The sequence below is a fragment of the Streptomyces subrutilus genome, from assembly GCF_001746425.1.
Lineage (GTDB): Bacteria > Actinomycetota > Actinomycetes > Streptomycetales > Streptomycetaceae > Streptomyces > Streptomyces subrutilus_A.
In genome coordinates this window covers 7149330-7164793 of sequence record NZ_MEHK01000001.1, presented here as the reverse complement: position 1 = coordinate 7164793, position 15464 = coordinate 7149330, and the positions used below count along the sequence as shown (strand labels likewise).

At 70.9% G+C, this 15464-nt stretch carries 15 protein-coding genes; 1 reads left to right on the top strand and 14 read right to left on the bottom strand.

Features of this window, described 5'->3' with window-relative positions:
* Positions 1-190 precede the first annotated feature (190 nt).
* On the top strand, positions 191-1150 hold the full coding sequence (locus BGK67_RS32800) for a hypothetical protein (RefSeq protein WP_069923448.1): 960 nt from the start codon (positions 191-193) through the stop codon (positions 1148-1150).
* Positions 1151-1216: 66 nt separating this feature from the next.
* On the opposite strand, the gene BGK67_RS32795 is transcribed toward BGK67_RS32800, so the two are convergent.
* From BGK67_RS32795 to BGK67_RS32735, 14 genes are all read right to left on the bottom strand, one after another.
* Positions 1217-2503, bottom strand: a complete 1287-nt coding sequence (locus tag BGK67_RS32795) for an aminotransferase class V-fold PLP-dependent enzyme (RefSeq protein WP_107488912.1) — start codon at positions 2501-2503, stop codon at positions 1217-1219.
* Between the two features lie 72 nt (positions 2504-2575).
* Positions 2576-3448, bottom strand: a complete 873-nt coding sequence (locus tag BGK67_RS41320; protein WP_069923447.1) for an ATP-binding cassette domain-containing protein — start codon at positions 3446-3448, stop codon at positions 2576-2578.
* A gap of 18 nt (positions 3449-3466) precedes the next feature.
* Positions 3467-3574 carry a hypothetical protein gene (locus BGK67_RS41315; RefSeq protein WP_432215535.1) on the bottom strand — a complete coding sequence of 36 codons (108 nt, stop codon included), beginning with the start codon at positions 3572-3574 and terminating at the stop codon, positions 3467-3469.
* 29 nt (positions 3575-3603) lie between these two features.
* Entirely contained in the window at positions 3604-4026 is a 423-nt protein-coding gene (locus tag BGK67_RS41310) for a metal ABC transporter substrate-binding protein (RefSeq protein ID WP_079154517.1), read from the bottom strand.
* A gap of 141 nt (positions 4027-4167) precedes the next feature.
* Positions 4168-5667 (bottom strand): ABC transporter ATP-binding protein, encoded by a 1500-nt coding sequence (locus BGK67_RS32780; RefSeq protein ID WP_069923446.1) that lies wholly within the window; start codon positions 5665-5667, stop codon positions 4168-4170.
* Positions 5664-6473: an ABC transporter permease gene (locus tag BGK67_RS32775; RefSeq protein ID WP_069923445.1), complete on the bottom strand. Its 810-nt coding sequence runs from the start codon at positions 6471-6473 to the stop codon at positions 5664-5666. The genes BGK67_RS32780 and BGK67_RS32775 overlap by 4 nt, the downstream gene beginning before the upstream one ends.
* Positions 6470-7426, bottom strand: coding sequence for an ABC transporter permease (locus BGK67_RS32770; RefSeq protein WP_069924289.1), 957 nt, complete (start codon positions 7424-7426; stop codon positions 6470-6472). Before BGK67_RS32770 ends, BGK67_RS32775 begins: the two co-directional genes overlap by 4 nt.
* Positions 7414-8979 (bottom strand): ABC transporter substrate-binding protein, encoded by a 1566-nt coding sequence (locus BGK67_RS32765; protein WP_069923444.1) that lies wholly within the window; start codon positions 8977-8979, stop codon positions 7414-7416. The genes BGK67_RS32770 and BGK67_RS32765 overlap by 13 nt, the downstream gene beginning before the upstream one ends.
* Positions 8976-9797 carry a class I SAM-dependent methyltransferase gene (locus tag BGK67_RS32760; RefSeq protein WP_069923443.1) on the bottom strand — a complete coding sequence of 274 codons (822 nt, stop codon included), beginning with the start codon at positions 9795-9797 and terminating at the stop codon, positions 8976-8978. Before BGK67_RS32760 ends, BGK67_RS32765 begins: the two co-directional genes overlap by 4 nt.
* Positions 9794-11068 carry an MFS transporter gene (locus tag BGK67_RS32755; RefSeq protein ID WP_069923442.1) on the bottom strand — a complete coding sequence of 425 codons (1275 nt, stop codon included), beginning with the start codon at positions 11066-11068 and terminating at the stop codon, positions 9794-9796. Before BGK67_RS32755 ends, BGK67_RS32760 begins: the two co-directional genes overlap by 4 nt.
* Positions 11065-12123 carry a dipeptide epimerase gene (locus BGK67_RS32750; protein WP_069923441.1) on the bottom strand — a complete coding sequence of 353 codons (1059 nt, stop codon included), beginning with the start codon at positions 12121-12123 and terminating at the stop codon, positions 11065-11067. Before BGK67_RS32750 ends, BGK67_RS32755 begins: the two co-directional genes overlap by 4 nt.
* Positions 12120-13241: a PLP-dependent cysteine synthase family protein gene (locus BGK67_RS32745; RefSeq protein WP_069923440.1), complete on the bottom strand. Its 1122-nt coding sequence runs from the start codon at positions 13239-13241 to the stop codon at positions 12120-12122. Before BGK67_RS32745 ends, BGK67_RS32750 begins: the two co-directional genes overlap by 4 nt.
* Positions 13238-14071, bottom strand: a complete 834-nt coding sequence (locus tag BGK67_RS32740) for a Rossmann-like domain-containing protein (RefSeq protein ID WP_069923439.1) — start codon at positions 14069-14071, stop codon at positions 13238-13240. The genes BGK67_RS32745 and BGK67_RS32740 overlap by 4 nt, the downstream gene beginning before the upstream one ends.
* On the bottom strand, positions 14068-15354 hold the full coding sequence (locus BGK67_RS32735) for an ATP-grasp domain-containing protein (RefSeq protein ID WP_069923438.1): 1287 nt from the start codon (positions 15352-15354) through the stop codon (positions 14068-14070). The genes BGK67_RS32740 and BGK67_RS32735 overlap by 4 nt, the downstream gene beginning before the upstream one ends.
* Positions 15355-15464 lie beyond the last annotated feature (110 nt).

Here is a 15464-nt window from a genome sequence, read left to right as displayed (position 1 = left end):
GTGGTTCTCCAACCATCAGCGGACCTTGATACCCCCTGGGGGTATCTGAGACTGATTTCAGGTATACCCCCACCCCGTATGAAAAGCAAACTCCTCAGCTCGTTGCACTGATACCCCCTGGGGGTATGCTCTGGTCACTAGAGAATCTCCAGCGCGCCGCTCCGGCCCACGCCCGACACGGGAGACCACCATGAACACCACAGCCAAGATCGGCCTCTACGGTGCAGCCCTCGCCTTGACCTTCACCGGCGCCTACGGCATAGGAGCAGTGGCCGATCCGCTCACCGGCAACACGCCAACCACCCCGCACGCCGCACACCAGGAGAGCAACGCGATGAACCACGGCGACCAGCACACCGCAGCGACACCGCCCCTCCCGGGCGGACTGCAGATCTCCCAGGACGGCTACACCCTCGACCTGCTGACCCCGCGCCTGGCCACTGGCCGGGAAGCCCTACTGCGCTTCGCCATCAAGGACAAGGCCGGCAAAGGTGTCACCGACTACGCCAGGGCCCACGACAAGGACCTGCACCTCATCGTCGCCTCACGCGACCTGAACACCTTCCGCCATCTACACCCCGCCCTGGGGGCGGACGGGACCTGGAGCACCCCCGTCGACCTGCCAGCGGCCGGCGACTACCGTGTCTTCGCCGACTTCACCCCCGCCAAGCAGGGCGCCAAGCCCCTCACCCTGGGCGCAGACCTCGCTGTCGCCGGCCCCTACCAGCCGCGAGAGCTGCCACCCCAGAAGGCCACCGCAGAAATCGACGGCTACACCGTCACGCTCGACGGCACGCTCACGGCCGGCAAGATGACCGGCCTGACGCTGAGCGTGTCGAAGGACGGCAAGCCCGTCACCGGTCTCGAGCCCTACCTCGGCGCCTACGGCCACCTCGTCGCCCTGCGTTCCGGTGACCTCGCCTACCTCCACGTCCACCCCGAAGGCGAACCCGGCGACGGCGCCACCCAGCCCGGCCCCGGGATCGCCTTCGTGGCCACCGCCCCCACCAACGGCGCGTACCGCCTCTTCCTCGACTTCAAGCACCAAGGCAGCGTCCGCACCGCCGCCTTCACCCTGCACACCACCAACAGCACCACGACCGCCCCCACCGCACAGCACGAGGACCACGGCAGCGCCGAGCACCAGTGACCCGCTGGAAAGCAGCGGCTTCCACAGCTGACGACGTCAAGGATTGGTTGGCGTCAGGGGCCGGGTTCAGCGGGTGAGGTCGGCCAGGCTGTTGAGGGCGGTGTCGATCTCGGCCGGCGTGTTGATAACAGCGGTACCGATCCGGGTGTAGGTCGAGGTGGACAGGCGCACGCGGCGGGTGGCGGCGTGGTCGACGACCTGCTGATGGGTGTGGCCGGCCACGCTGAAACAAGTGATGCCCGCGGACAGCTTCGCATCGGCAGGGGTGTGCACGGTGACCCCGGGGATGCGGCTCAGTCCTTGCTTCACCTGCGTCGACAGCTGTGTGATGCGGGCGGCAACGCGTGCTCGGCCCAGCTGCTCATGCAGCGCTACAGCCACCGGCAGGGCGAAGGCATGCTCGAAGGCCAGGAACCCGCCGGGCGACAAAGGCGCTGCTCCCCCGCCGCTGATGAAGCTCACGAATGTGGGCCGCAGCTGGTCGAGGACGTCCGGCGCCACCCACACCAACCCCGTTCCCCTTGGACCGAACAGCCATTTGTGCGTTCCGGCGATCACCACGTCCGCGCCCAGGCCGGCAACATCCTCGTCGACCGCCCCCAGCCCGTGCACACCGTCGACGACCAGCAGACACCGGTCGGCAGGGCTGCGGTCTTCATTGGCCCGTCGCACCACCTCGGCCACCGCACGCACCGGCATCCGAAGCCCCGTGCTCGACTGCACCCAGGTGATCCCCACGACTCTGGTGTTCGGGCGAATCGCCTCCCCGACCGCCGCCGCGATGCCGTCCGCCGTCGCGGTGGCCGGATCGGCGAACCAGGAGCCCAGCCGTAGCGTGCTGCCATGCTTGACGGCGGCCAACCGGGCGGCCGTGCGATGGGCGATGTGGTCGTGCTCCGTCAACAGGAACTCCTGTCCCGGGCGGGTCACAACGCCGTTGTAGAAAACGCCCAGCCCGATGCTCGTACTCGCCGTCACCGCGACGTCCTCGGCCCGGCCTCCCAGATAAGCCGCGAGTGCCTGACGTACTCGGGGCCAACCGGTAGGGCCATCGGGCAGTGCCAGCCCCGTGGGCACCGAGAGAGGATTGGCGTCGACCTGTGCACTCAGGTGATTCACCGCGTCCCGCACCACCTTTGGATGCGAGGCCAGATAGAACAACGCAAGGTTCGCCCAACCTGACTGTAGGCGGAACTGCGCGCGCAAGGCGTTCCAGTCCACGCGCCCGTCGATCGTGGCGACCGGCCGCTCCCACGGCCTGTCCACCCCTGCCGCGCCGCATCCGGGGACGAGAGCGACCGCCACCGCTCCCGCAGATTTCGCCAGCAGACCGCGCCGACTCGTCATCGACATCCCGCACCCCTTTCCACCGCGACCGGCGGAGCGGTGGCGGAATAGCTGTCCGGTGCCCTTCTGATGACGAGGCTACGCAAAGTGGCCGCGGGCGCCGACATCACCATTACCCAAACGGCCTCTACCGAGATGCCGCACAGCACAGACCACCCGAAGAGACCAACCATCCGGCCTGAAAGCGGGACTCGGCAGCAGAATGACAGCACTGGAGCGCTTGGGGGGAGGGATCTCCCGTGACGTGGACGTTGCCGGAGCCGATGCTGAGCGCTTCCGTCCCGGCCCGGATCTGCGGCCGGCTGGGCCGGGAGCCGAAATGGGACGGGTTTCGGGCCCTGGTCTCCGGCGAAGTTGAAGATCTGCCGCCAGACGCCGCCGTCCGCACCGCCGTCGGCCAGCGGCCACGGTCCGGTCATGGCCGTCCACCGCCGGTAGTGCCGCTGGTGCCGTTGGCTGCGCCCGAGGGGTGGTGCACGTCGGCCGTGTCGGGCGCCCCACCACGACGATGCGGCCCCGGACACGCAGGACGTCGACGTGGGTCCCGTACAGCTCGGACAGGGCGGTCGTGGTCATCACCTCGTCCGGCGGGCCGATCCGGAAGCCGCCCGGGGCCAGGTACAGGACGCGGTCGACCATGCCGAGCACCGGGTTGATCTCGTGCGTCACGAAGACGACCGCGGTGCCGGCAGAGCGTCGCCGCCGGTCCACCAGGTCCGTTACGGCGCGCTGGTGCTGGAGGTCGCGGTAGAGCAGGGGCTCGTCGCGCAGCAGCATCCGCGGGTCGGTGGCCAGGGCCTGCGTGATGCGGACGCGCTGCTGTTCCCCGCCCGACAGCATGCCCACGGGCGCGTCCGCGTAGGGCAGGGCTCCGACGGCGTCCAGGACCTCCTCGACACGGCGGCGGACCGTACCGGGCGCAATGGGCAGCCCCCAGCGGTGGCCTTCCATGCCGAGCCGGACCAGGTCTCATGCCAGCTCGTCCCGGAATTCCTTCGCGTTCTCCCGGAACGTGCCCGCGTCGGCGGGTGCGACCCGGGCCAGCGCTGCGGCGATCCGGTCCGCGAGTCGGCCAATCGTCGGGAAGTCGTACCAGACGTGCTCGTTCAGCGGCCCGCCTGAGGGAGCGGCCTTGCGGACAGGTCCACGACGTTGATCACGTCAGCGGAGGAGTTGCCTGAGCTGCGGAGCATCCGATCGATGAATGCGTCATAGCCACCGCCGTTCTCGACGACGACCTTCGCCTTGGAGAGCTCCAGCTGGTTACGCGTAGTGGCCTCGTACGAATGCGGGTCCTGCGTAGGGTCGCTGAGGATCGAGACGACATCCACCCGGTCGGCACCGATCCGCTCGACGATGTCGCCGTACACATTGGTGGAGGCGACGACGGGGATGGTGACCGACGGGGGTGCCCGCCAGCCGCCGGCCGCGGGGTCGGCACCGGCACTGGGCTGGGAGCACCAGCCGAAGGTCAGCACCAACGTGGCCCCGACCAACGCGCCCGCACCACGGACTGGGGAGACGCGCATGGCGTCCTCCCTGCCAGAGGGAAACCGGAACGGTCATCGCTTGCGGTATGTCCCTGTGCGTTCCCGCCCTCCACTTGATCACCAGCCGCACGCCGCCGCCGAAGCGGGCTGCCCGGCCAGAGCGCCGGTGTATGCCTGCGGTCAGCATCCCGGCGGGCCGCCTGGGAGCGCTGTCAGCGGGGCCGACAGGAGCTCCTTGGTGAGGGGGTGCTGCGGCGTCTCGATCAGTTCACTCGCCGGGCCGGCCTCGACGATGCGGCCGGAGTCGAGGACCGCGATCTGGTCCGCGAGGGCTGCGGCGGCCGCCAGGTCGTGGGTGATGAACACCAGGCTGAGATCGACGCGTTCTCTGAGCCGGGCGAGGGCGTCGAGGATGGTGGTGCGCGTGGCCGTGTCGAGGCCGGAGGTGATCTCGTCGCAGATGAGGACCTGCGGCCTTGCCAGCAAAGCCCGGGCCAGTGCGGCGCGCTGGAGTTCGCCGCCGGAGAGTTCTCCCGGGCGGCGCGCTGCGAGGCTCTCGTCGAGACCGAACTCGCCGAGGGTGCTCAGAGCCGTGCGCCGCGCTTCCTCCGGGGCGGCGCCGCAGAGCCGTACCGCGGTGCGGGCGACCTGGTCGAGGACCGGCCGGTGCTCGTCGAAGGCGGCCTTGGCGTCCTGGAACACGTATTGTACGGCGGCCAGTTCGGCTCGGCGACGGGAACGCAGGCTGCGCGGCATCGGCGTCCCGTCGAGCAGGACCGTGCCCTGGTACGCGCGGTGCAGCCCGGCCATGCAGCGTCCCAGCGTGGTCTTGCCGCTGCCGGACCTGCCGACGAGGGCCAGGCACTCCCCGGCCGCGACCGAGACTGCGATGTCGCTCAGCACCTCGGGCGCCCCCCGGGTGGCGAGGTGCCGTGCGGTCAGATTGCGCGTCTCCAGACGCAGGGGTCCCCGTGGGCGTGGCGTTCGCGCCGTGCCCAGCCGTCCCGGTTCGAGACCCTCCAGGACTGACGAGGCGGGGCCGCGGTCCACGACGCGCCCGGCACGCATCACCACGACCTCGTCGGCCAGCTCCCGTACGACGTCTAGGTCGTGGCTGAGCAGGATGACGGCGATGCCCTGTGCGGCCACTGCTGCCAGCTCCGCCACGACTCCCCGTTTGGTGAGGGCGTCCTGCCCGGTGGTGGGTTCGTCGGCGACGATGACCCGGGCGCCCAGCAGCAAGGCCTGAGCCAGCACCACCCGTTGCTGCTGGCCGCCGGAGAGCTGGTGGGGAAATCGGCGCAGTACGGACTCCGGATCCGGGAGCTGGGCGAGGCGCAGGGCCTCTTCGACGCGGCGCCTGCGTGCGAGCCGGTCTCCTCCCTGGCGGGCGGCGATGTCGGCGAGCAACGCACCCACTCGCCGGGCGGGGTTGAGGACCGAGGCCGGGTGCTGGGGGATGTATCCGACCGGGCCCGCGGGGGTGTGCACCTCGCCGTCGACGACGGCTCCGGCCGGGTACTCGCCCAGGAGGGCAAGACCCGTGGTGGTCTTACCGCTGCCGGACGGGCCGATGACGGCGGTGACGCTGCCCGCATGGGCGGCAAGACTCACACCGTCCACGATCGCCCGTCCGCCGATGTCGACCCGCAGGTCCCGTACCTCTGCGACGAGGTTCATCGCGCCGCTCCCTTCCGAGGGGTCTGATGTTGGAGGGCGGCGTCGAACAGGAGGTTGGTGCCCATCGACAGGGCCGCGATGAGCAGGGCGGGCACGACCACGGCCCAGGGCTGGAGGAACAGGCCGGTGCGGTTGCGGTCGACCATGACTGCCCAGTCGGCGGCGTCCGGCTGGACGCCCACGCCGAGGAACGCGGCGGTCGCGACCAAGTAGAGGGCTCCGGTGAGCCGGATCCCTGCGTCGGCGGCGAGAGTGCGGCGCATGGAGCGGGCCACGTACCCGATGGCCGTGCGCCACCAGGATTCGCCCTGCATGCGCAGTGCTTCCACAGCGGGCCGGGAGGAGATCTCGACGGCCGCCGCGTGCACGACGCGGGCGGCGTCGGGTGCGGCGGCCAGGCCGACGAGGACGGTCAGTCCGGCCGGTCCCGGGGTGAGGGTGGCCGCGACGAGCAGGACCAGGAGGAGCGAGGGGACTGCGATGACCACGTCCAGGGGCCGCATCAGTGCCTCCTCCAGCCAGGTGCGGCGGGTGAGGGCCGCGGCGAGGCCCAGGGGGATGGCGACGAGATAGGCGAGGGCGGTGGCCGCGATCGCCACGATCACAACGGAGCGGCCGCCGAGCAGTACCTGGTGCCAGACGTCGCGTCCGCTGAAGTCGGTGCCGAGCCAGTGCCCGTCGCCGGAGGAGAAGGAGACCGCGCGGGGTGCGGCAGGGCCCGCCATGAAGGGCCCGACCAGCGCGAGAAGGAGGGGAAGGATGATCAGACCGAGCGCGAAGAGGGACCTTGTGTGCTTCTGCTTCATGCCGCCACCTCGGATCGGGGTGCGAAGCGGCGGGCGGCCAGGTCGGCTGCGAGGTTGACCGCGACGGTGACGGCGCCGAAGACGACGGCCATGCCCTGGACTACGGGGAGGTCGCGGGCGGCGACGGCTTCGATGAGTACGGTGCCGAGGCCGGGGATCACGAAGAGTGCCTCCACGACGATCACTCCGCTGAGGAGCCAGTCGCAGGTGCGGGCCAGTTGCTGGGTGGCGGGGGCGAAGGCGTTGGGCAGGGCGTGGGCCCAGGTGACACGGGCGCCGGAAACCCCGTAGCGGCGGGCCTGAGCGACGTACGGCGATGCCATGGCATCGATCATCCCGGCGCGCACGAGGCGGCTGATGGTGCATACGGGTCGCGACAGCAGGACGACGGCGGGCAGGATCAGGACGGCCGGCTCGGTGAACGGGTCGGCGCCGACGGCGGTGGGCGGCAGCCAGCCCAGCCACAGCCCGAAGAGCGTGGCGAGCAGGACCCCGATGGCGAATTCGGGCACGGCGTGCGCCGCGAGGGTCAGGGCGCTGACGGTCCGGTCGAGCCGACCGCCCTCGCGACGGGCGGCCAGGACGCCGAGCCCGAGGGAGAGCGGGATGAGCAGGGTGAGGGTTGCCGCAGCAAGGAGGAGGGTGGGGCCGAGTCCGGCGGTCAGGTAGCCGGTGACGGGCCGGCCGCTGACCAGGGAAGTGCCCAGGTCGCCCTGCAGGAGGCCGCCGACCCAGTCCATGAGGCGTTCGGCGGCCGGCCGGTCCAGGCCCATCGCCTCACGGATGCGGGCGATGCGGGCGGGATCGGGCTGGTCCCCGGCGAGAGCGACGGCCGCGTCACCGGGCAGCGCCTCGGTCAGGGCGAAGATGAACAGGACGACGGCCGCCGTCTGCCCCAGTCCGAGGAGCAGGCGGCGGCCGATCCATGGCAGGTGCGGTGTCACGCGAGCCAGATCTTGTCGAAGCGGGCCCAGTCGAGGGTGTTGGCGGGGGCCTGCTTCGACACCCCGTGCACCTTGGGCGCGGTGGCGATGATCCAGTCGGCGAAGCCCCAGATCAGGAAGCCCCCCTCGTCGTAGAGGCGGCGCTGCATCCGCTCGTAGAGCGCGCCGCGCTGCGTGGCGTCGCGGGTGGACTGGGCCTGCTGGTAGAGGTCGTCGAAGTCCTTCTGCTGCCACTTGGTGGCGTTGGTGGTGGAGCCGGTCAGCAGCCGCTGCGAGATGTGGGACTCGATGGGCATGGCCCCGGACCGGTAGGAGGCGAAGGTGCCCGAGGACAGGATGTCCTTCCAGTACGTGTCCTTGTTGCCGACCTTGACCTCGACGGTGATGCCGGCCTTGGCGGCCTGCTCCTTGAAGATGCCGGCGGCCTCGACGAAGCCGGTGGCGGCGGGGGCGGTGTCCAAGGTGACCTTGAGGCCCTCGGCGCCTGCCTCCTTGAGCAGGGCGCGGGCCTTGTCCAGGTCCTGGGTGCGCTGCGGGAGGCCGGCCGGGTAGTACTCGTAGCCCTTGCCGAACAGGTCGTTGCCGACCTCTCCGGCGCCGGAGAGGGCTCCGTCGACGAGTTCCTTGCGGTCGGCGATGAGGAAGAAGGCCTGGCGGACCCGGGGGTCGTTGAACGGCGGTCGGTCGGTCTTCATGACGAAGCCCTGCATCGCGCTGCCCGGGAGGCGGACGATGTCGATCTTGCCCTTGCCCTCGTGCGTGCGAGCGGTGGCCGGGTCCAGCTCGTGGGCGTACTCGACCTGACCGCCGAGCAGTGCACTCACGCGTGCCGATTCCTCGGACGCGACGACGAATTCGAGTTCGTCGAGGTGCGGGGCGCCTTCCCAGTATGCGTCGTTGCGTTTGACGACGAGGGAGCTGCCCGGCTTGAAGGAGACGAAGCTGAACGGTCCGGAACCGATGGGCTTGTCGAAGGCGCTGGCGTCCTTGGGGACGATGTACGCGCCGAATGCGGCGAGGATGTTGGGGAATTCGGCGTACGGGCGCTTGAGCTTGAACTCGACGGTGGACGCGTCGATGGCGCGACTGGCGTCGAGGTCGATCGGCTCCAGGGATGCCTTGGCGCGGAAGGTGCCCTTGGGGTCGGCGATGCGCCGGTAGCTGTAAAGGATGTCTTCGGCAGTGACGGGCTTGCCGTCGTGGAAGGCGGCCTTGCGCAGGGTGATGCGCCAGGTGTCGAGAGCTTCGTTGGGCTCCCACTTCTCGGCGAGCCTGGGGACGGCCGCGAGGTCGGCGCCGAAGTCGGCGAGCTTGTCGAAGAGGGCCTTGGCGCGGGCGGCGTCGACGAAGAGGTTGGCGGCGTGCGGGTCCAGGGTCTCGCTGGCTCCGCCGCCGGCGAAGGCGGCCCGCAGTCGGCCGCCCTGCTTGGGGGTTCCCGCTGCGGCGTTCTTGGCGTCCGGGGTTGTGGTGCCGGTGCCGCAGGCGGCGGTGAAGGCGAGGGCGGTGGCGCCGGTGGCGATGAGGAAGCTTCTGCGGGCAAGGCTGGAGCGGGCGTCGTTCATGCGGGGGTGTCTCCGTTGCTGGGGTGGGGCTTGAGCCGGCCGATGAGGTGGAGGCGGTCGGAACTCGTGGTCCCGTGCGGGGCCCCGCCTTCGCTCCACGGCGGTTCGGTGCGGGGGCCGGGTCCGTCGTGGAGTGCGAGGACCTCGAAGCCTGCGGTGGTGAGGAAGTATCGGAGTTCCTGCGGGAAGAGGAGCCTCCAGGCGGAGCGCTGCTCTTCCTGCGGGCCGCCGTCGTCGGCGGTCCAGATCCTCCGGCGGCGCAGGAGTTGTGCGCCGTGATCGATCCACAGGGTGGTGTGGGACGTGTACGTGGTGCCGCGCCAGGCGAAGGTGTTGGTGCGCGGGCCGTCGAGGAGCTCGGTGTTGCCGAGGAAGAACGCCCCGTTGCGCATCTCAGCGACGAGCAGGCCGCCCGGCGTGAGGTGTTCACGGCAGCGGGTGAGGAAGGCGGCGAGGTCTTCGTTGGTGTGGCAGTAGAGCAGGGCACTGTCCAGACAGACGATCGCGTCGAACGTCGCTCCGAGGTCGAAGTCGCGCATGTCCGCCCGGTGGTAGCCGGGGCCCGGATGGTGCGTGGCCGCGTGGGCCAGCATGGCGTCGGATGTGTCGATGCCGGTGACCTCGCGACTGGCCTCGTGGTGCAGCCAGGCGGCGTCGCGACCGGTGCCGCAGCCGACGTCGAGGACGCGGGAGCCCGCGCCGTGGCGTGCCAGCACGTCCTCGATCCAGCGGGCCGCCCGGCGGTCCGGGTCGGGGAAGCGCTCTTCGTAGAGCTCGGGGTGGTCGGTGAGCAGGTTGCCGGTGGTCGTCTCTGTCATCGGGTCTCGCTTCGGAGCCGGTCGGGGAGCGCGGGGGTCGTCGGATCGGGTGCCTCCAGCGCGGGCAGGGCGCGTCTTCGCTGCAGGCACGCCACAGCCCCTGCCGAGAACAGCCCGAGGGCGAGGCAGCAGACATAGGGCAACCAGGTCAGGCCCGTGTGGCCGGCCGCGTCCATGGACCAGCCGATGGCCACGCTGCCTGCCGCGGCCGCGACGCCGGAGATTGCGTAGAAGAGCCCGTAGAACGTGCCGGTCAGGTTCGCTCGGCCGAAGGCCGGTATCAGCTCCATCACGAACGGCGAGGCGACCATCACCCCGAGGTGCAGCAGCAGGGCCCCGGCGAGCACCGGCAGCAGGCGCAGCGGGTGCCCGGTGATGGTGCCCGCGACGAACATCGGGGGCACGAATCCGAGGCCCATAACGCCCAGACCCATGGCGATCCAGCACCCTCTGCTCCCCCGGGCTTTCAGTGCGCGGGTGATGCGGAGCTGGAACAGCAGGTTGGCGACGGTCCCGGCGAGGAACAGCAGGCCGACCGAGCCGCCCCAGCCGGAGGCGTCGGTCGCCGCACGGGGCAGCAGCAGGTACAGCTGGTTTTCCAGGCCGTACATGCCGATCATGGCGAGGGAGAACGCCAGGAACCGGCGGTTGCCCGCGACTTCACGCCAATCACCGAGCATTCTGGTCTCAGGGGCCGGGGTCTCCCGAGCGGGCAGCACCAGCAGCTGCGCGAGGGTGAGGGCGGCGAACACACCGGCCGCGGTGACCGCGGCGGCTCGGAAGTCCACGAGCAGCAGCAGGCTGCCGAGCAGCGGTCCGAGCAACGCCCCGGTGGTGGCGAACACGTTGAACAGCGCGAACGCCTCCGCCTTGCGCTCCCCAGCCTCCTGGGCGACGTAGGTCCGCACGGCGGGGTTGAAGAGGGCCCCCGCGAGCCCGCTGAGTATGGATGCGGCGATCAGCAGCGGCAGGCTGTCGCCGAGGGCGAACAGGCCGAATCCCAGGGTGCGCAGGGCGCAACCCGCGATGATGACGCCGCGGGCGCCGAGCCTGTCGGCGGCGGAACCGCCGATCAGGAAGAGGCCCTGCTGGCTGAGGTTGCGCAGGCCGAGGACGATGCCGACGACGGCTGCCGACAGCCCCAGATCGTCGGTGAGGTGGGTGGCGAGGTACGGGATGAGCAGGTAGAAGCCGGTGTTGACGCCGAGTTGGTTGACCAGGAGCAGGCGTACCGCTAGCGGGAAGTCGCGCATGGAGCTGAGGATCTTCACCGGACGACCGCCATGTGGGTGCGTGTGACTCCGAGGCCTGCTCGGTCGGGGGCCCGTACGGTGCCGTCGGCGCCGCCGATGCCCGTCCAGGGGTCGTCGGCGAGCAGCAGGTGCCCGTCGAGGTCGACCCAGCGGGCCCGGTCGGCGAGGTGCACGGCCGGGGCGATGCCGAGCGAGCTGGCGGTGAGGCAGCCCAGCATCAGGTCCGTCCCGGAGCCGCGCAGGGCCTGGTGGATGCGCAGCGCGGCTCGTACCCCGCCGCATTTGGCGAGCTTGACGTTGACTCCGTGGACCAGTCCGGCGAGCGCGACGGCGTCCTCGTAGGAGACGGCGTCCTCATCGGCGATGACGGGGACCGGGGATTCCTTGGCCACGCGGGCGAGCGCGTCGGGGCGGCCGGGCGCGATGGGCTGTTCCACGGCGGTGACGCCGAGGGCGGCGAAGCGCGGCAGCAGGTCGATTGCCTGGCGCTCGGTCCACGCTCCGTTGGGGTCGAGGAGGAGGCTTACCCCTGGGGCTCCGACCTGTACCGCGCTCAGCCGGGCGAGGTCCTCCGCCGGATCGGGCGATCCGGCCTTGACCTTGAGGACGGTGAAGCCGCTCAGCGCGAGGCGGGCGGCCTGTGCGGCCGCCTGTACGGGCGCGACGATGCCGATCGTACGGGCGGTCTGCACGGCCGGCGCGGCGTGTGTGCCCAGCAGCTGGTGAGCGGGCCTGCCGGTCCTTTTTCCGATCAGGTCGAGCAGGGCAGCCTCCAGTCCGGCGAGTACACCGGCCGGCAGTCGCGAGAGGTCGGGCAGCGAGTCGGGGACGTGTTCGTCCCAGGCGGTCTCGGGGTCGGGGAGGCGTTCGACGGCGGGCCGCGCCATGGTGAGGTGCCGGACGATGCGGGGGGTGGGCAGACCGAGATAGTCGCTGCTGACCACCTCGCCCCATCCGGTCAGCCCGCCGTGTTCGATCGCGATCCAGACGGCGTCGCGGCCGGCCATCACGGAGCGGGAGATGCGCAGCGGCTCGGCCAGTGCCAGCTCCGTGGTGTGCCATGTCAGTCTCATGCGGCACCTTCCCGGGCCGGTGCGGGCAGGAGCGGACGGCTCGCCGCTAGCGGGTCGACGAGGGTGCGGCAGCGGGTCCAGCCAATGGCCTCGACCGCGTGCGGGTGGGGGATCTCCACAGGACGGACGGCGAGTTCCGCCCGGTCAAGGCCGTGTGCGTGGCAGTAGTCGTCGTCATAGACAGTGCCGAGGTAGCGGTGCGGACCGTCCGGGAAGACCGTCGCGACCACCGCCCCGGTCTCGACGCGGGTAGCCCAGGCGGAGACCAAGGCGACGGCTCCTGTGCTCCAGCCGCCGCTGACGAAACTGGTACGGGCGAGCCGGCGGCAGGCGTCGACGGCCTCGGCGGGGCCCACCCAGTGGACCTCGTCGAAGGCGTGGTGGGCGACGTTGCGGGGGTGGATGCTGCTGCCGAGGCCGCGCATCAGGCGGGGCCGGGCGGGCTGGCCGAAGATGGCGGAGCCGATGGAATCGACGCCGATGACCTTCAGCCGTGGCCAGCGGCGGCGCAGCGGACCGATGAGGCCGGCGCTGTGTCCGCCGGTGCCAACGCTGCACACCAGCACGTCCAGGTGCTCGATCTGCTCACAGAGTTCGGCCGCCATGGAGAGGTAACCAGCCGCGTTGTCCGGGTTGTTGTATTGGTCGGGCCAGTAGGCATCCGGTGTCCGGGCCAGGACCTCGCGCAGACGGGCGATCCGGGCGGCCTGCCAACCGCCTTCAGCGGCCGGCCGCTCCACCAGTTCCAGCTGCGCTCCATACGTCCGCAGCAGCTGCCGCATGGACGGTTCGAGCTCGCGGTCACCGATGAGGACCACCGGGTGCCCGAGGGCCTGCCCGGCGAGGGCGAGCCCTATGCCCAGGGTTCCGGAGGTGGATTCGACGACGGTGGCGCCCGGACGGAGTTCACCGCGCCGGCGGGCGCCGAGCAGCATCGACACGGCTGACCGTGCCTTCATGCCGCCGGCGCCGAGGCATTCCAGCTTGGCCCAGAAGCCGGGGTGGGGGTAGGGCAGTTCCGTGCGGATACGGGCGAGCGGGGTGCGGCCGATCAGCGTCAGCAGCTCCGGGTTCGCGCTGCGGGCCGGCGGGCGGTGCAACGGGAGGGCGGTGGTCACCGGGCACCCCCGTAGCGGTGGATGACTCCCGGGCCGCCGTCGAGCCAGAAGAAGGGGTACGGCTCGGCGGACACGGCGCTGACCCCGGCGCCCAGGAACCTCGGCAGGACCGCGCTGCCTGTCTGCGCGAACATCACCAGGGGCTTGCCGGTCGTGGCGGCATGGTCGAGCAGCGGCTGGAAGCTGCCGTTCCCCAGGGTCATGCCGGAGGCGAGGATCGCGTCGCAGAGCTCCAGCTCCGCGAGGGCATCGGTCCGTACGGGCTCGCCCCACTCGGTGGCGCCGCCCTTGAGGTCGCAGGGCACGTACTCCAGGCCGCGCGCACGCAGCTGTTCCAGCAGGGAGTTGACCACGCCGATGACGAGGACCCGGCGGATCCCGGTCGCGGGCAGCAGATCGACCACGGCACGGGCCCGGGCTCTGGACCGGTGCAGGGAGCCGCCGGCCGGTACGGCGTAAGGGCGGGCGCCATGGTCGGGGGTGTGGGGTCGGACATGGCTCAGGTAGGCATCGAGTGCGGCGACCTGCACGGGAAGCATCGGGTGGTCGAGGAGTTCGGCCACCGAGACGCCGACACAGTCGTCGAGTGCCGCCGCTGGCAGTGCTCCCGGCTCCACGGCGCAGGATCCGACCGCCGCGTGCAGGCGCAGGCTGAGGACCTCGTTGCGGTATCCGCTGTTGCGGCCGGTATGGCGGACGGCCTGGGCGGTGGTGAAGGCGAGCGCGATGCGTTCCTCGGCGGGGTCGGGGCCGTAGCCACCGGCGCGGACGTGCGCGATGAGCTGGTCGAGGGTGCGTACGGCGGGCTCGTGGAGCGCGGGTGCGGTCATGCGGGCACCGCCGAGGGAAGCTCGGCCGAACACTCCTCATAGGCGGGGCGCAGGTGCGCGATGAGCCGCTCGGCGACATCCCGGGCCCCACGGCCCCGGGTGTCAGCGGTCATGATGTGGCCGAGGTACTCGTTGTTGCTGGTCGCGGCACGTACGGCACGACCCGGCTCGGCCAGGGTGAGCTCCAGCACCCCGGGCTGCGCCCGGACCTCGTCGGCGCCCCCGATGGCGGTGAGGGTGCCGGTGGTGTCGGGGAGCAGAAAGGCGATGGCGGCGCTGTGGACGCCGGTCGGACGCGGCGTGAGGTCGGGCGCACGACCGAGGGCGACGTCCACGCAGGCTGCGGCCAAGTCGATGCCCGTGACGTGCCGTACGAGTTCGGTGATCCGGTTGCCGGCCGGGCGGGGGTTGACCTCGACAACCTTGGGCCCCCCAGGGGTCAGTTTGATCTCGGTGTGGCACACGACGTGGTCCAGGCCGAGGGCCTTGATGGCGGCCACAGCCGTGTCGGTGGCCTCTTGCTCCGAGCCTGGCGCGATCGCGGCCGGGAACATGTGACCGGTCTCGATGAAGGCCGGCGCACCGCCGATGCTCTTGTCCGTGACACCGACCACGCTCGTGCCACCGCCGAAGGAGACGGTCTCGACACTGACTTCGGGGCCGGTGAGCAGCTCTTCGAGAAGGACGACGGGCATCCGGTCCTGGCCACGCGCGTTGACCGGGAACTCGGCCAGGGCACGACAGGCGAGCTCCAGCTCCCGCTCGTCTCGGACCTCACGGACCAGCATCCCAGCACAGAGGTCCACGGGCTTGACCACCAGCGGATAGCCGATCTCCCGGGCAGCGGCGGCGGCCTGCACCTCGTCCGCACAGAGCGCGAAGCGGGGGCCCGGCACTCCGGCCTCGGCCAGCACCCGGCGGGTCAGGTCCTTGCGGCAGGCCGCCTCGACCGCTTCGGCCACCGGGCCGGACAGGCCCAGCCGCTCGGCCGTACGGGCCACGGTCGGCAGGTAGTAGTCGCAGGAGGAGACCACGCCGTCGAAGGCGAGCACCGCGTGCAACCGTTCCAGGTGGGGCAGCAGCTCGTCGATGTCGTTGGTATCCGCGGTGATGATGTTGCGCGCTGCGAGCAGCGGGTGTGGGCCGTCGGATCCGGCCCCGCGCAGGTAGTGGTGCAGGTCGCGGGTGACGAAGGTGAACTCGTGTCCGCCTTCACGGATCGCCCTGGGCAGCAGTCTGCTCATCGACCCCACCCAGCTCTCGATAACCAGCAGATGCGCCAAGGGACTTCCTCTCGAAATGCCGCCGCGACCGCGGGGCATACCTGCGAAGCGGGCCGCCCGACGGGAGGCGTCCGCACCGAACCGAGGAGGAAGCTACCTGAAATCGTTTT

Excerpts from the sequence above, each read along its gene's own strand:
- BGK67_RS32800 (WP_069923448.1), top strand. The coding sequence starts at position 191 with ATGAACACCACAGCCAAGATCGGCCTCTACGGTGCAGCCCTCGCCTTG.
- BGK67_RS32795 (WP_107488912.1), bottom strand. The coding sequence starts at position 2,503 with ATGTCGATGACGAGTCGGCGCGGTCTGCTGGCGAAATCTGCGGGAGCG.
- BGK67_RS41320 (WP_069923447.1), bottom strand. The coding sequence starts at position 3,448 with ATGGAAGGCCACCGCTGGGGGCTGCCCATTGCGCCCGGTACGGTCCGC.
- BGK67_RS41310 (WP_079154517.1), bottom strand. The coding sequence starts at position 4,026 with ATGCGCGTCTCCCCAGTCCGTGGTGCGGGCGCGTTGGTCGGGGCCACG.
- BGK67_RS32780 (WP_069923446.1), bottom strand. The coding sequence starts at position 5,667 with ATGAACCTCGTCGCAGAGGTACGGGACCTGCGGGTCGACATCGGCGGA.
- BGK67_RS32775 (WP_069923445.1), bottom strand. The coding sequence starts at position 6,473 with ATGAAGCAGAAGCACACAAGGTCCCTCTTCGCGCTCGGTCTGATCATC.
- BGK67_RS32765 (WP_069923444.1), bottom strand. The coding sequence starts at position 8,979 with ATGAACGACGCCCGCTCCAGCCTTGCCCGCAGAAGCTTCCTCATCGCC.
- BGK67_RS32760 (WP_069923443.1), bottom strand. The coding sequence starts at position 9,797 with ATGACAGAGACGACCACCGGCAACCTGCTCACCGACCACCCCGAGCTC.
- BGK67_RS32750 (WP_069923441.1), bottom strand. The coding sequence starts at position 12,123 with ATGAGACTGACATGGCACACCACGGAGCTGGCACTGGCCGAGCCGCTG.
- BGK67_RS32740 (WP_069923439.1), bottom strand. The coding sequence starts at position 14,071 with ATGACCGCACCCGCGCTCCACGAGCCCGCCGTACGCACCCTCGACCAG.